General features: G+C 68.6%; 15 protein-coding genes. 10 read left to right on the top strand and 5 right to left on the bottom strand.

The window, feature by feature from the left end; translation table 11 throughout:
* Positions 1-36 precede the first annotated feature (36 nt).
* From ACWDPV_RS09935 to ACWDPV_RS09925, 3 genes are all read left to right on the top strand, one after another.
* Positions 37-1662, top strand: coding sequence for an amidohydrolase (locus ACWDPV_RS09935; RefSeq protein ID WP_348803875.1), 1626 nt, complete (start codon positions 37-39; stop codon positions 1660-1662).
* Between the two features lie 248 nt (positions 1663-1910).
* Positions 1911-3491, top strand: coding sequence for an apolipoprotein N-acyltransferase (gene lnt / locus ACWDPV_RS09930; protein WP_449742992.1), 1581 nt, complete (start codon positions 1911-1913; stop codon positions 3489-3491).
* Positions 3488-4288, top strand: coding sequence for a polyprenol monophosphomannose synthase (locus ACWDPV_RS09925; RefSeq protein WP_449742811.1), 801 nt, complete (start codon positions 3488-3490; stop codon positions 4286-4288). Before lnt ends, ACWDPV_RS09925 begins: the two co-directional genes overlap by 4 nt.
* A gap of 86 nt (positions 4289-4374) precedes the next feature.
* On the opposite strand, the gene ACWDPV_RS09920 is transcribed toward ACWDPV_RS09925, so the two are convergent.
* Positions 4375-4719: an RNA polymerase-binding protein RbpA gene (locus tag ACWDPV_RS09920; RefSeq protein WP_348803878.1), complete on the bottom strand. Its 345-nt coding sequence runs from the start codon at positions 4717-4719 to the stop codon at positions 4375-4377.
* 255 nt (positions 4720-4974) lie between these two features.
* Here ACWDPV_RS09920 and ACWDPV_RS09915 point away from each other — a divergent pair, with 255 nt between their 5' ends.
* The 6 genes from ACWDPV_RS09915 to ACWDPV_RS09890 all read left to right on the top strand — a co-directional run bounded on the left by ACWDPV_RS09915 (position 4975) and on the right by ACWDPV_RS09890 (position 8099).
* Positions 4975-5241, top strand: coding sequence for a hypothetical protein (locus ACWDPV_RS09915; protein ID WP_449742991.1), 267 nt, complete (start codon positions 4975-4977; stop codon positions 5239-5241).
* A complete protein-coding gene (locus ACWDPV_RS09910) occupies positions 5238-6056 on the top strand; it encodes an adenylate/guanylate cyclase domain-containing protein (RefSeq protein ID WP_449742810.1) in 819 nt (272 codons plus the stop codon). Before ACWDPV_RS09915 ends, ACWDPV_RS09910 begins: the two co-directional genes overlap by 4 nt.
* Before the next feature lie 251 nt (positions 6057-6307).
* A complete protein-coding gene (locus tag ACWDPV_RS09905) occupies positions 6308-6532 on the top strand; it encodes a DUF3263 domain-containing protein (protein ID WP_449742990.1) in 225 nt (74 codons plus the stop codon).
* 100 nt (positions 6533-6632) lie between these two features.
* A complete protein-coding gene (locus ACWDPV_RS09900; RefSeq protein WP_449742809.1) occupies positions 6633-6938 on the top strand; it encodes a hypothetical protein in 306 nt (101 codons plus the stop codon).
* Positions 6935-7702: a VOC family protein gene (locus ACWDPV_RS09895; protein WP_449742808.1), complete on the top strand. Its 768-nt coding sequence runs from the start codon at positions 6935-6937 to the stop codon at positions 7700-7702. The genes ACWDPV_RS09900 and ACWDPV_RS09895 overlap by 4 nt, the downstream gene beginning before the upstream one ends.
* 40 nt (positions 7703-7742) lie before the next feature.
* The gene (locus ACWDPV_RS09890; RefSeq protein ID WP_449742807.1) at positions 7743-8099 is read left to right on the top strand and encodes a hypothetical protein; all 357 of its coding nucleotides are present in this window, start codon (positions 7743-7745) and stop codon (positions 8097-8099) included.
* Positions 8100-8132: 33 nt separating this feature from the next.
* Here ACWDPV_RS09890 and ACWDPV_RS09885 read toward each other — a convergent pair whose 3' ends face one another.
* Positions 8133-9392 carry an esterase/lipase family protein gene (locus ACWDPV_RS09885; protein WP_449742806.1) on the bottom strand — a complete coding sequence of 420 codons (1260 nt, stop codon included), beginning with the start codon at positions 9390-9392 and terminating at the stop codon, positions 8133-8135.
* 85 nt (positions 9393-9477) lie between these two features.
* Here ACWDPV_RS09885 and ACWDPV_RS09880 point away from each other — a divergent pair, with 85 nt between their 5' ends.
* Complete coding sequence (locus tag ACWDPV_RS09880) at positions 9478-9810, top strand: hypothetical protein (RefSeq protein ID WP_449742989.1); 333 nt, start codon at positions 9478-9480, stop codon at positions 9808-9810.
* Here the strand turns inward: ACWDPV_RS09880 and ACWDPV_RS09875 are convergent.
* From ACWDPV_RS09875 to ACWDPV_RS09865, 3 genes are read right to left on the bottom strand one after another with little or no spacing between them, the layout of a single operon-like run.
* The gene (locus ACWDPV_RS09875) at positions 9757-11118 is read right to left on the bottom strand and encodes a PucR family transcriptional regulator (protein WP_449742805.1); all 1362 of its coding nucleotides are present in this window, start codon (positions 11116-11118) and stop codon (positions 9757-9759) included. The genes ACWDPV_RS09880 and ACWDPV_RS09875 overlap by 54 nt on opposite strands.
* Positions 11115-12581 (bottom strand): phytoene desaturase family protein, encoded by a 1467-nt coding sequence (locus tag ACWDPV_RS09870; protein WP_449742804.1) that lies wholly within the window; start codon positions 12579-12581, stop codon positions 11115-11117. Before ACWDPV_RS09870 ends, ACWDPV_RS09875 begins: the two co-directional genes overlap by 4 nt.
* Positions 12578-14443, bottom strand: coding sequence for a DUF3556 domain-containing protein (locus ACWDPV_RS09865; RefSeq protein WP_449742803.1), 1866 nt, complete (start codon positions 14441-14443; stop codon positions 12578-12580). The genes ACWDPV_RS09870 and ACWDPV_RS09865 overlap by 4 nt, the downstream gene beginning before the upstream one ends.

Below are 14443 nucleotides of genomic sequence, written 5' to 3'. Positions count from 1 at the left end.
CGGACCGGACACGCGCTCAGGGCACACTGGACCACCGTGTCTACCGAACTGTTGCTGGGCGGGGCCGTCTACTCCTCGAGCGTCCCGGACGCGACGGCACTCGCCGTCACCGACGGGATCGTCACCTGGGTCGGATCCGACGCCGTCGGCCGTTCGCTGCATCCCGACGCACACGTCACCGACCTGCGCGGCCGCTTCGTCGCGCCGGCGTTCGTCGACTCCCATGTGCATCTGACCTCCACCGGCCTGGCCCTCGACGGTCTGACACTCGGCGAGGCCACTCACCGCTCCGACGCACTCGCCCGCATCCGCGCCGCCGCCACCGACACCGCCGAGGGAGACCTCATCTGGGGTCTGGGCTGGGATGACTCCGGCTGGACCGGCACCGACCCCGACGAACGCCGGGTACCCACCACCGCGGAGATCGACGCGGTCGTCGGGCACCGACCGTGTTACCTCGCGCGGGTCGACGAACACTCGGCCGTCGCGTCGACGGCACTGCGCCGACTCGTCCCGGACCTGGCCGCCGCCGACGGGTTCCATCCCGATGAGCCTCTGGTCGCACACGCCCATCACCTGGTGCGGGCCGCCGCACGCACCCTGATCACACCCGAGATGCGCGCACGACTGCAGCGCCGGGCGCTCGACGAGGCCGCCGCGGCGGGGGTCGTGTCGGTGCACGAGAACGGCGGCCCGGAGATCGCCGGACTCGATGATTTCCTGGCGCTCGGCGAACTCGACCATCCCGTCGACGTGCGCCGGTACTGGGGCCAGGCGGCCGAGAGTGCCGAGCACGCCACCGAACTGATGTCCATCACCCGGGCACACGGTCTCGGCGGTGATCTGTTCGTCGACGGAGCCCTCGGCTCGCATACCGCGTGGCTGTCCGCGCCGTACGCCGACGCACCCGAACTCGGCGGCATCGCCTACCTCGACCCCGAGGTGGTCCGCGCCCACATCCACTCCTGCACCGTCGCCCGGGTTCAGGCCGGTTTCCACGTCATCGGTGACGCGGCCGCCAAGGCGGTGGTGGCGGGGTTCGCCGCGGTCGCCGACGACCTCGGCACCCCGGCGGTGGCGCGGTGCGCGCACCGCATCGAACACGCCGAGATGCTCGACGCCGACGACGCCGCGGTGCTGGCCCGGTGCGGGGTGGTGGCCGGCATGCAACCCCTGTTCGACGCCGAATGGGCGGGGCCCGGACAGTTGTACGCCCAACGTCTCGGCGACGCACGTGCCGCGACCCTCAACGATTTCGCGATGCTCGCCAAGACCGGTGTCGCCCTGTCATTTTCGTCGGACAGCCCGGTCACCCCGATCACCCCGTGGGCGACGGTGCGGGCCGCGGTCCATCCGCATCGCGCCGAGCATGCGGTGTCCGCGCGCGCGGCCTTCGCCGCCGCGACGCGGGGTGGCTGGCGGGCCGGGGGCACCCATGACGGCCTGACCGGCACCCTGGAACCGGGCGCCCCGGCACATTACGCGATCTGGGACGTCGACGAGCTCGTGGTGGTCGGTTCGCACGCCGGCGTCCAGCGCTGGTCGACCGACCCGCGATCCCGGGTCCCGGCACTGCCCGATGTGTCCGCCGATGCGCGACTGCCACATTGCGTGCGCACCGTCCGCGACGGCCACGACGTCTACGTCGGGGACGATTGGTGACGCCGGGGCCCGGTTCCGCACCCGAGGACACCGCCGCACACGATGCACGGGTGGCGGGCGACTCCGGGGACGACAACTCCGGCCACGACGGCTCCCACCACGACAACTCCGGCCACGACGACGTCGTCACCGCCGCCGGAACCGGCCGGATCCGATGGTGGCCGCGCAGTGAGCGATGGTCGCCGCGCACCCGCCGATGGGTCACCTGGGGTGCGCGGACCGCCGGGGCCGCGGTTGCGGGCCTCGCCATGGCGGCGGCATTCCCGCCCCGCGACTGGTGGTTCATGGCGGTCCTCTCGCTCGGACTGCTGTATGCGCTCCTCACCGAAGGGCCGGCCGCCGGGAGCGAGGTGCGGGTGCGGGTACGTACCGGCGCATGGATCGGATTCGTGTTCGGCCTGGGTTTCTTCGTCCCCCTCTTGCCCTGGATCGGGGTGTATGTCGGCCCGGTGCCGTGGCTCGCCCTGGCGGCCGCCCTGGCCGGTTATCTCGCGGTCTTCGGTGTGTGTGCCACGCTGACCACCCGTCTGCCGGTCCCGCCGATCTGGTTCGCACTGTCCTGGGTGCTCGTCGAGTTCTTGCGTTCGTCCTTTCCCTTCGGCGGATTTCCCTGGGGCCGAGCCGCTTTCAGTCAGGTCGACGGCCCACTGCTGCCGCTCGCCTCGGTGCTCGGCGCCCCCGGCGTGTCCGGGGCGGTGGCCCTGTTCGGCGCGAGCGTCGCCTGGGTGGTGCAGCTGACCATTCAGCAGGGCCGGGCCCCGGGCGCATGCCCCGACTCGGTGTTGCGCACGGCGGTGCTGGCGGTGGTACTGGCACTGCTGGCACCGGTGTCGGCGATCGCCCTGACTCCCGACACCGTCGATCGCAATGTCGCCGGGTCGTCGGCGCAGATCGCCGCCATCCAGGGCAACGTCCCCCGCCTGGGTCTGGATTTCAATGCCCAGCGACGCGCCGTCCTGGACAACCATGTCCGCGAGACGTACGCCCTGGCCGCGGCCATCCGGACCGGACACGCCGAACAACCCGCATTCGTGGCCTGGCCGGAGAACGCCTCCGACATCGATCCGCTCGCCAACCCCGATGCCGCCGCCGAGATCACCGCGGCGTCCGAGGCGGTGGGTGCGCCCATCCTGGTCGGCACACTGATCCGGGGCGAGGACGGCCGACCCACCAACACCGTCCTGGTGTGGGACGGGGCGCGGGGACCCGTCGACCGCTACGACAAGCACATCATCCAGCCGTTCGGCGAGTACCTCCCATGGCGCCCGTTCTTCCGGAAGTTCTCCTCCTATGCCGACATGGCGGGCAACTTCCGGGCCGGGTCGGGCCCGTCGGTGGTGTCGGTTCCGGTGCAGTCGGGTCAGGTGACCGTCGGGATCGCGACCTGCTGGGAGGTGGCCTTCGACCGCGCCGCACGTCATGCGGTCCGCGACGGCGCGCAGATCCTCTACGTCCCCACCAACAACGCGACCTTCGGACGCACCGACATGACGTATCAGCAGTTGGCGATGTCGCAGTTCCGTGCGGTCGAACACGGACGGGCCGTGATCGTCGCCGCGACCAGCGGCGTCAGCGCGTTGATCGAACCGGATGGGACGATCACCGCCGAATCCGGCATCTTCGAGGCCGCGATCCTGCAGAATCGCATGCCGTTGAGTTCCGACGAGACGATCGCGACTCGCCTGGGACCATGGCCGGAACGGCTCGCGGTGATCATCGCCGTGGTGTCGCTTTTGGCCGCGCTGGCTTTGCGTACTAGGTTCACACAGAGATTTTCCGCCGCCGCACGTGGCGGGGAGCACCGACCACTCGGAGGAGTTCGCCGTTGACGAACAGTGACCCATCACCTGTTGGGGGAGTCGGGCGTACCCCACTCGTGGCCGCCGACGGCGGTGGCGCACTGGTGGTGATCCCGACCTACAACGAGCGCGACAACCTGCCGATAATCGTCGGCCGGCTGCAATCCACGCTGAGCGGCGTCCACATCCTCATCGTCGACGATTCCAGCCCGGACGGCACCGGCGAGGTGGCCGACGAGCTCGCCGCCGCAGACGATGCCGGACGCATCCACGTGATGCACCGCGTCGACAAGGACGGCCTCGGAAAGGCCTACCTGGCCGGATTCGCGTGGGGCCTGGCACGTGACTACGAGGTCATCATCGAGATGGACGCCGACGGCAGCCACGCACCCGAACAGCTGCCCGCGCTCCTCGCCGCCATCAACGACGGCGCCGACCTGGTGATCGGCTCGCGGTACGTACGCGGTGGCAAGCTGGTCAACTGGCCCCGGCGGCGCGAGATCCTCTCCCGCGGCGCCAACACCTACGCCCGTCTGGCGCTGGGCGCCGGCATCCACGACATCACCGCCGGATATCGCGCCTATCGTCGTGCCGCACTCGACAAGATCAGCCTCGACACCGTCGAATCGGCGGGCTACTGCTTCCAGATCGACCTGGCCTGGCGAACCATCCAGGCGGGATTCGACGTCCGTGAGGTACCCATCACCTTCACCGAACGCGAAATCGGCCAATCCAAGATGAGTGGCGGCGTGATGTCGGAGGCGTTCATCAAGGTGCTGCGCTGGGGCGCCGAGGCCCGCATGGCCCAACTCGGTATCCGTCGCTGAGCAGACCGCACAAACGACACGGCCGGGGAGTGAAGACTCCACCCGGCCGTGTCGTTCGGCGTACTCGCCGTCAGTGATTCACACCGTTAGTTGGTCACACCGCGACGCCGCTGCTTGAGCAGCTCCAGACGCTCGTTGAGGAGCACCTCGAGCTCCTCTTCGCTGCGCCGTTCGAGCAGCATGTCCCAGTGCGTACGCGGCGGCTTGGCCTTTTTCTCTTCGGGCTCGGCGCCCTCGAGAATGGTGCCCTCCATGCCGTTCTTGCACGGCCACTTCGACGGCACCTCGGCATCGTCGGCGAAGGGAACGTCAAAGATCTCACCGTTGTCGGTGCGGTACTGAACGATACGCCGCGGCGCAAGATCGTGATCACGATCGGTTTCGTAGCTCACCGCACCGAGGCGGCTACCCCGAAGTACTCGATCTGCCATTTCCTACTGCTTTCCTCTCGGCTTCGCGTCCTGGCCGGAATGAGCCGACCACAACCAGCTGAACAGATCCATTCTACTCTTCTCGGTGGCCGTACAGATCAACCACAACTCATGTCGGCCCCGGCCGACACCGGCGCCCGCCGCAGATCGTGTCCGTGGAGAGACCGATCGGGTACGGTCTGACCCGTGGATGCGACCCGGTCCCGGCGGACCTATGCCTGCGCATGGTGCGGTTCGGCGGTGGCCGATTCCGACATGGGGCGTCGCCGCAAGTACTGCAAACGTTCTTGCCGTCAACGCGCCTACGAACAACGCGCCCTGGTGGCCGGAACTTCCATCCCTGACGATGCGGTGATCCTGACCCCGCTCGACGTCGCCGATTTCGGCGATCGCATGTTCGCCCTGCGGTGTGCCGCCGAGGATCTGGCGACCGCGGTGGCCGAGGCGGCCGATTCCGAGACCCTCTCCGGGCTCGCGGAGGGTCTGCTGGAACTGGCCCGCGACGCGGAACGGCTGCGGTGAGCGACCCCACACCGCAAGACCGGGATTCCGGCCCGGATTCCGACGCGCCGGCCCGCCCACCCACGCGGCGTGCCGCGGACCTGCTCGCCCGCACCGACGCCAACCCGACCGCGGTCCGCGCGATCCGCGCGCTGCGTAGCCTGTTGCCCGACGCGACGCCGGCGATCTCGACGGCGCGGACCTCCGACCGGGTGGCCCGTCTCATCGGTCAGTCGCGTCCCGAGCAGCCCAGCGCCTCCCGCGAACTCGGTCTGACCGCGGTGCAGGCCTGGCAGTCGTTGACCCGACGCCGACACGCCCAGGATGGTCCGGTCACCGCCACCATCCTGTTCACCGATCTCGTCGCATTCTCCACCTGGGCACTGGCCGCGGGAGACGACGAGGTACTGCGCCTGCTCGCCGCGGTCAACACGGCCACCGACGAGGTCATCGGCCGTCGCGGCGGGCGCATCGTGAAGAACCCCGGCGACGGCGTGATGGCGATCTTCGCCGATCCCGACGACGCCATCGCGGCCGCCCACGAGGTGATCGGGGCGGTGTCCGCGCTCACCGTCGACGGATACCGGCCGCAGTTGCGGGCCGGTCTGCACACCGGCAATCCGCGGGCGGTCGGCGACGATTTCCTCGGCGTGGACGTCAACATCGCCGCGCGGGTGGCCGCCGCGGCCGGCGCCGGGGAACTGTTGATCAGCGATGCGACGCTCGCACTCGTCGATCCCGCGCGATACTCGGTGCGGCGTCGACGCCGGTTCAAGGCCAAGGGCGTTCCGCGGGAACTGACGGTGGTCTCGGTCGTGCCGCGCTACGACGGCTGAGCACGCCCGATCCGGACATCGACCGGACCTCGACACCCGCCCACGGAATGTCCAGTGCGACACGGTGTCTCGTTCACCGGATCCCGGGTGCGGACACGTTAACCTCGTCGATGCGCAAATGACTGTGCAGCGTCACCGTGGCGGTGTACAAAGGACGTCAACGCGCACACCGACCCACACGTGGCCAAGCAACGGCCATCGTGGCTCGAGTGCGGTTCACCACACTTCCAGGGCTGGGCGGCACCATGACGATGAGCACCGACAAACAACAGAAGATGGTCGACTTCGAGACCAGCTGGTACTCGCTGGGCGGCGGATCGTCGCGCGAGATCAGCGAGCAGTTCGGTCTGTCGGATCGCGACTTCTTCTCCGAGGTCAACCGCCTGGTCGATGCGGCCCCGCCGGCTCAGTTGAGCAACTCCGAGCTGCGGCGCATGCGTGAGGTGATCCGTCGCCGCCTGTGGATGGCTCGCTGAGACAGCGGAATACCGGATCTGAGTCCACAACCATGATCAACCGATGGCCATGATCAACCGATGGCGCGGACTCCGGGATCCCGGTGCACACTGATACCCGATGCCTGGTTTCTCCGACGACGATCTCGAGGAGTTCTATCGCCGTGTCGAGGCGCGCACCGATCTTACTCCGCCGCGCCGACGACGAGTGGCACGACCGCGCCCGCCGTGTCCGACACCGGACAAGGATGCGTTCGGGTCGGAACGGTCCGCCCGGGAGGGCATCGACCGCATCACCGAGTCGGGTCGTCGCTCGCTCGCCCTGCGGTGCTACCGCTGCGCCTGCGGCGCCTGGCACATCACCAGCAGTCCTCCGCGCGACGAGCCGCCGCGCTCGAGCCGACGCCGCGGGAGCCGGGCGCGGTGAGCGGTATCGTGCGAGATCCGGGGAGCGGTGAGGTGATCGATCCCGACGCGCCGGCGGTCGTGGTGGATCTGGCGGTCGTGGACGTGCAACGGTCGGCACCGGCCTACGCCCGCCTGTTGGGCGCGGCCGCGCCGACTGCCGACCTGTGCGTGGGCAATTCCCGAATCCGGTTGCAGCACAAGGACGTCGATGACGCACACCGCGTCCTCGTCACCGCCGACGACCCGGATGCCCGGGTGCGCCTGCTGCGGCGCCGCGGCCTCGCGTTCAGTCCGGTCCCGCACGCATCGGGCGAGTGGTATGCCGATGGTTTTCCCTTCGGCGTGTCCGGTACAAGCGATGGGCCGCCCAACACCGACCCCGGCGACATCACCGGGATCGATCACCTCGTGTTCAGCTGCGTCGGACGGGACCGTGCGGTGGCCTTGTTCGGCGCAACGCTGGGATTCGATTTTCGCCTCGACCGCCGCGTCGTCGCCGGCGTCCGGCAACTCTTCTTCCGGGTCGCCGACCTCGTGATCGAGGTGGTCGTTCCCGATGACGTCCCCGGGAGCGCTCCGCTGGCGGCGCCCGAGGACGCTCCGGTGGCGCTCTGGGGCGTTGCGTGGCGCAGCCCCGACGTGCATGCCGCCCGGCACCGGCTGATCTCGGCCGGGATCGAGGTGTCGGAGATCCGCGACGGCCGCAAACCCGGAACCCTGATCGCCACGGTCGCCGATGACGCCCTGGCCACCCGGACCGTCATCATCGGGCCCCGGCCGTGACCCGCCCGGTCACACATCCCACGACAAGGAGAACTCACCAGTGAGCGCGTTCCACACCATCGCAGCCGCCGCGAACAGGGCGGTGATCCCGATGTTGGGGCTACCGGTGATCGGCGGCGTCCTGGCCGGCTCGATGACCGTCGTGACCTACACGGGCCGCAAGTCGGGGACCACCGTGCGATTTCCCGTCGCCTATCGGCGACGGCCCGAATCTCCTGACGAGGTGATGATCGGTGTGGCCATCGCCGACAAGAAGACCTGGTGGCGCAACTTCACCGGCGAGGGATCACCGTTGAGCCTCACACTCGACGGTGTCGATCGGCCTGGTCACGGTACCGCGCGGCGTGATGAGCAGGGCCGCGTCACCGTCCGCGTCGTCCTTGACCCAGCACAGTAGCCTGACACACCACGGCGGCATACCGGTGTCGGATCATCCCGCCGTCAGCGCCGGCAGCGGCCGGAGGGCGTCGCGCAGCCACGGATAGATCAGCTCACTGTTGAGCAGCGTGAAGTGGTGGGCATGACCGATGTGCATGCCGTCCTCGGCGCGGAACCCGATGTGCCGGGACCGGTGGAATCCGCGGCCGCTCGGCGTGAGTACCAGTCCGTCACCGAGGTAGCGACCGAGCAGATGGTCCGGATCGTCGAACAGCGACGCCGTGACGAACAGGTGCCGCGCCGAGGCGAGCAGCGCCACGTCGGCGCCGGGCGCCTGCCAGAAGCCGTCCGGATCGTCGGCGCCGGCGTTCGCGTCGGCGATCACCGTGCCGTGGAAGAGATCCCGAACACCCGCACTGCGCCGACGCAGCAACTCACCGAACGGCCGGGTCACGCTGAGTGCTCGCAGGGCCGACGACGCCGCGTGTACACCCCGCGCCAGAGGCGCCCCGAGATGTGGCGAGCCGAGGCTCACTGTTTCGGTCACCAGCGGAATCCACGGTGCCCGCCGGGCCGGGTCGCCGACGGCGCCGATGTGGCATGCGCTGCGGATCACCAGACCACCCATCGAGTGCCCGATCAGTGAGACCCGGCGCACCGGGACCGGCCACTGCAGTGTCAGCGCGTTCAGCAACTCGGCCAGCGACGCGCCGTTGTCGGCGATGCCGCGTCCGGTGTTGTAGCGCACCAGGATCTCGGTCGCGCCGATCTCGAGAGCCATCCGGCTGCCGTACGACGGTCGGTGTCCCATCCGCCACGCATGCTCGGTCTCCATCAATCCGTGCAGGAATACCACGAGATGTCCGGTCGCGTCGGGGAAGGCCGCGCGCAGCGCCGACGGCGACAGGGTCACCGGGACCCCGTCGACCCGGACTGCCATCTCCGGTGCCAGCGCCGGTTCGTTGTCGACCAGGGCGTCGCCGATCAGTCCGTCGAGGACCCCGATCACCGCTGCGCCCCGCACGGTGCGGCTGGGCTGACGAGCGGTTTCCGGCAGTGCGTCGGCGACGATCTGGGCGGAGTCGAGGATTCCGGTGATCGACGTGTACACCGTCTCGCTCACGGTGTCGTGCAGCATTCGGATCGGCTCGACGCGCCGCCCGGCGGCGATCCGCATCGCGCCGAAAACCGTCGACGACACCGCCTGATGGACTCGCGCGACGCCCACCGTGGCCGCCGACAGTTCGGTCAGGCCGAGCCGGGCGAGGGCTCGGACCTCGCCGGGTTCGTCGACGGATGTCGTGGCGATCATGTGATTGAGTGTACATTCGTCCACTCAACTCGCACACCTCGAATCTGGTGCGCTCCGTATTCGAACATATGATCCATACATGGGTATGGCGCGCATCGGCGGGGACAGTGGTCGACCCCACCTGCCCGCCTTCGTTCGGGTGGGGCATCGCGCCGTCCTCATCGATCTCAATGCCCTCTATCCGCAGACACCGCACCACAGCGGCACGTACCACCCCGACGGCCTGCAGGTCCGCAAGGTGATCACCGGCGTGCTCACCGAATGGGGACGATCCGAGTGGGGCGAGTGGTACGGCAAGGTGACCTACGTGCTGCATGCCCGCGACCGCGAGGAGACGGTGACCCACTGGGTGCCGTCATGGGCGCTACGCCCCGCCGACGACCCCGGGGTGACGGGCCGGCGCAACCCGCGGGCCTGACCCGCCCGCTGCCGGATTCAGCACCATCGGGCCGAGCAGGTCACACGCGGTCAACGCGAGGGCGAGGTCGAGTCGGTCGCGATCGGGACCCACCTCCGACAGCGCCTTGCCGACGCGGTACTTGACCGTGTTGCGGTGCAGATTGAGTCGCGTCGCGGTGTGCAGGTGGCTTTCCTTGGTCGCGAAGTAGACCGACAGCGTCTCGCGGAGCACGGCCGCCGACGGTGTGTCCTCGGCGAGCGATCCCAGCACGTCATGCACCCAGGAGCGGGTGCCGTCCGGGTCCTGCGCGAGAAGCGACACCACGGCGACACCACGGTCGGCGAAGCCGACCACCGGGCGGTCCGCCGTTCCCGGCATGGTGGCCACCGAATATGCCGCCGACGCCTGCTCGTGGGTACGCCGGAAACCCCGGACACCGGAGCCGGGCAATCCGACAGTCAGCCGCACCCCCTCGGGCAGCACCGAGGGCGACAACGACTCCTCGATGACCGTCGTGCGTGCCCGCAGCGGTATCCACAACCAGATGGTCGAGCGGTCCATGGCCATCACCAGCGGGGGCCCGTCGGAACCCAGACTTGCGGCCAGCTCACGGGTCGCCCGGTCGAGGCGGCCGAGTGTGTGGGCGTCCGCGTCGTCGGTCCACATGATCCCGCCGAGGTGGGCCCGGTCGAGGCGATACCGTGTCTCGGACTCGAATGCCGTCGGATCGACGTCGGTGCGGTCGAGGACCCGGCGGATCGCGGCCGAGACCACATGCGCGTCCGCACCCAGCCACCGACGTCGCTCGTCCTCATAGGCCTCGAACACGAACAGCGTGATCCAGTCGATGTACCCGAACATCACATCGGACACATGCCGGGTCACCGCCATCGCCTGGGTCGCGTCGAGACCCAATTCCTCGATGATCGAGTAGCACAGCAGCATCACGCTGTTCTGACCGAGGTGATAGGCCCGGACCAGGGAGTTGGAGGGCACGTCGCGCTGGGCCAGCCGTCGGGCGTACTCGACTGCGGCCGTGGTGGGTTGGAGATGATCGACCGGGATGTCGTTGGCGAGGACGTGGATGATGGTGGACACGTTGCCGTGCACGCTCGCCTCGAGCATCTCCACCAGTTTGGGGTCGGTGTCGAGCTGATCGATCTCCCGGGCCATCATTCCGGCCAGATCGGCCACGATCTCGGCCTCCCGCTCCCGCAGTCGACCGGCGAGCACGCCCACCACCTCGAGCAGATCGGTGGTGGCCATCGCCGGAACCCGGGCCAGTCGGGACCGGGCCTCCTCGGCGTCGGCCGGAATGTAGGTCATCGCGACACCCGATGTCCTCGACCGTTCGATCCCGCCGATCGCGTCGGCCGCCGCCGCAGTTCGGCCAGTGCCGAACTCGCGGCGTGATACCCGCACAATCCGTGGACGCCCGCTCCGGGCGGGGTGGACTGTGAGCACAGGTACACCCCGTTGATCCCGAGCGAGTACGGGTTGACCGCCACGCGGGGCCGGAACAACATCTGCAGACCGTCGTTGGCGCCGCCGATGATGTCGCCGAACGCGAAATTCCGGTTGTGCCGGTGCAATTCGGCCGTACCGGTGCTGTGCACGGCGATGATCCGGTCGCGGAATCCCGGGGCGAAGCGCTCGATCTGCGCGGTCACCGCCTCGGTGGCGTCGCCATCGAAGCCGCGTGGCACGTGGGCGTAGGCGTAGATCGGATTGACTCCGTCCCGGCTGCGCGACGGGTCGGCGACATACTGCTGACCCAGCAGGACGAACGGCCGTTCCACCATGATTCCGGCCGCCCGCTGCCGCTCGGTGTGGCAGATCTCCGTCAGGTCGCCGCCGAGGTGAACGGTGCCCGCATCGGCGCACGCGGGGTTGCGCCACGGGATGTCACCGGCGATCGCGTAGTCGACCTTGAACGCCGAGGAACCCACGCGATACCGCTTCAACGAGGTGGCCACCCGCGACGGCATCTGATCACCGTAGAGTCCGAGCGCCTGCGCGGGAGAGAGATCAAGCAACACGAGATCGGCGGGCGGGATGTCGGCCGGCCGCGTGACCGGTACACCGGTCTCGATCCTGCCGCCCTGGGCGCGCAGTGCCGCAGCCGCAGCGCCGGTGATCGCACCGGAGCCACCGCGGGCGACGGGCCAGCCGTAGCGATGACCGCTGGCCGCGATCATCATGCCCAGCGACGCCGTCAGCGGCCGGTCGAGTCGGGTGAAGGCATGGGCGGCGATCCCACCGAACAACGCCCGTGCGGTGTCGGTGCGAAACAGCCTGGCCATCGTGCTCGCCGGGAGCAGTGCCCGCGGGCCGAAGGCCGCCAACCGGATCGGGTGGCGTGGCACGTGCACGATCGGGCGCAGCAAGTCGGCGGCGAGGTCATCGAAACCGGCGGCGAGATCGCCGAAGGCCAGCCGCCACCGGCGGCCGTCACGTCCGAGTGCACGTGCGGTTTCGTCGATGGACCGGTAGAGCAGCCCGGCCTCGCCGGTGTCGAGCGGGTGGGCACAGTCCACGGGTGGCAGGCACCACGACAGGCCGTACCGTTCGAGTCCGACCGACTGCCAGAACGGGGATCCCATTCCCAGCGGATGGAACGCGGCGCAGTGATCGTGGATCACGCCGGGCACGGCGAGCTCACCGGAGCGCGCACCCCCTCCGACCTCGTTCGCCGCCTCCAGAACGGTCACCTCGACGCCGTTGCGGGCCAGGTGCAGGGCGGCGGCGAGCCCGTTGGGCCCGCCGCCGACGACGACCGCAGTCGTCACTGCTGCACCTGCCCGGCGGTGACATCGGGCGCCGGTCCGGCGGGGGAGCCGGCGCGCATCTTCGGTTCGGCCACGATGTCAGGATCGGTCAGGGCGCGCCGGGCGTCAACGTCGAGCGTCCAGTCGACCTTCATGTCGATCGGTCCGTTGGGGAGCCACGGTTGCTCGGCGACGGCGTCGGCCACCCGATACGTGCCGGTCTCGATGACACCGAGGGCGGCGTCGATCACCTTGTACCGCTGCGTGCCGCGGTGGATGGGCTGCGACTCGATCCAGGCGACGGTGAACTCACCCGGGGCGAAATCGCAGCGTCGCTGCAGCGCGGCGATCATCTTCTCGTCGTGCAGGTGGCCGTCGCCGAAGTTGAATGCCACCAACGAGTTACAGGAAAACTCCGCCTCCCGCAGGGTGTAGGTGTCGATGTCGGAGCCGAGATGCCGCAGCATCAGTGAGTAGAGCGCACGGCCCTGGCTGTGCATCGACCGCCACGCCAACATCTGATGCATCACCACGTCGGCAACCTCGGGCGGATAGGAGGCCAGCAGTTGGGTGCGGGTGTTCTTCGATGACCGGACGACGTACTGGTCCAGCTTGTCCTCGGCGCCCGGCGCGAACGCCCAGGTCGCCGACGCCCAGTTGCCGGCGTACTGCCGCATCGACGGCAGGAAGGAGACCAGATCGGGGCGCAGATTGCCCAGGACCGGGAAGAAACACAGCGCGGCGGCGATGGCGACGAGCACCCACGGCATCGTGGTGTCGGTGAGCGCATACCCATCCCACGCCGGGTGGCCCCAGAACAGGAAGATCGCGGCGTAGGCGAACAGGATGTTCCATTCCAGCGGCACGGCAAGCGGGAACGTCGAGAAGATGAACAGGTGGAAGCACACCATCAGCACCACCGCGACGAGGGTGAGCCACTTGTTGGTCGAGAACAGCAGCACCAGGGGAGTGACCACCTCGACGATGGTGCCCAGCACATGCCCGATGCCGCCGGCCAGCCGGGACGGACGCATGTCGTGCGGGAAGTCGCGGTAGTGAGCGCGTTTGATCGCCTTGCTCGGCAACCACGGCGTATTCGAGATCATCGGAGGGATCACCATCGAGAAGTGATGTCCGAGTTTGGAAATGCCCGCTCCCACCCACACGCTGACGATGAGCAGCTTGAGTGCCAGGATCATGTCGAGGTACGGCAGGGCGGCGAAGAACACAAGCGCGGGCAGGTACTGCTCGGAACGTGCGGCGATGAAGATCACCTTGTCGCGCAATCCGATCACGACGAACAGGGCGATCAGCGGATAAAGGACCGCCGGGTTGACCAGGCCGTGGTTGTCGGCGACCAGTGCATCGAGAGAGTCCGACGAGATCGACGGAAGTGCCAGCGCCACAACCAGGTTGATGAGGATTGCGGCGTAGATCGCGACGTCGACAACGGTGCGATTGTCACCTCTGGTGAACGGGACCTTACCCGGCCACGGTGGCAGCCGGATGGTCTGCGGTCGCAGCCAGAACAGGAATCCCCCGGTCATCGGCTTGAAATGACCGGCCAGGGGTCCCCACGATCCACCGAGACCGAGCGTCTCGATCAGCACCGTCCACAACACGATCTTCTGATACACGATCAGCTGATCCCACCACGCCCCGACGTCGAGGACGTTGTAGCCCGAGGTGAAGGTGGCAATGCACAGTCCGGCAACGACATACAGGATCGCCACCTTCAGCAGATAGATCGTGTGCACCATCTTCGGCGTGCCGAAGCCGTATTCGGCCCAGTGCGCACCCAGGACACGAAGCCGGTCCAGAAAGGGCCTGTCCAGAAAGGTGTCCGGATCGACCGGCGGGAAATCGGGTTGGGTGAATCCCAT

The sequence above is a fragment of the Gordonia sp. NPDC003504 genome, assembly GCF_053587995.1.
Note: the sequence above shows the minus strand (reverse complement) of the source record. Positions and strands in the feature narration are given on the sequence as shown.

Coding starts and splice junctions, on each gene's coding strand:
- lnt (WP_449742992.1), top strand. CDS start 1,911: ATGGCGGCGGCATTCCCGCCCCGCGACTGGTGGTTCATGGCGGTCCTC.
- ACWDPV_RS09920 (WP_348803878.1), bottom strand. CDS start 4,719: ATGGCAGATCGAGTACTTCGGGGTAGCCGCCTCGGTGCGGTGAGCTAC.
- ACWDPV_RS09915 (WP_449742991.1), top strand. CDS start 4,975: ATGGGGCGTCGCCGCAAGTACTGCAAACGTTCTTGCCGTCAACGCGCC.
- ACWDPV_RS09905 (WP_449742990.1), top strand. CDS start 6,308: ATGAGCACCGACAAACAACAGAAGATGGTCGACTTCGAGACCAGCTGG.
- ACWDPV_RS09900 (WP_449742809.1), top strand. CDS start 6,633: ATGCCTGGTTTCTCCGACGACGATCTCGAGGAGTTCTATCGCCGTGTC.
- ACWDPV_RS09885 (WP_449742806.1), bottom strand. CDS start 9,392: ATGATCGCCACGACATCCGTCGACGAACCCGGCGAGGTCCGAGCCCTC.
- ACWDPV_RS09880 (WP_449742989.1), top strand. CDS start 9,478: ATGGCGCGCATCGGCGGGGACAGTGGTCGACCCCACCTGCCCGCCTTC.
- ACWDPV_RS09875 (WP_449742805.1), bottom strand. CDS start 11,118: ATGACCTACATTCCGGCCGACGCCGAGGAGGCCCGGTCCCGACTGGCC.
- ACWDPV_RS09865 (WP_449742803.1), bottom strand. CDS start 14,443: ATGGGATTCACCCAACCCGATTTCCCGCCGGTCGATCCGGACACCTTT.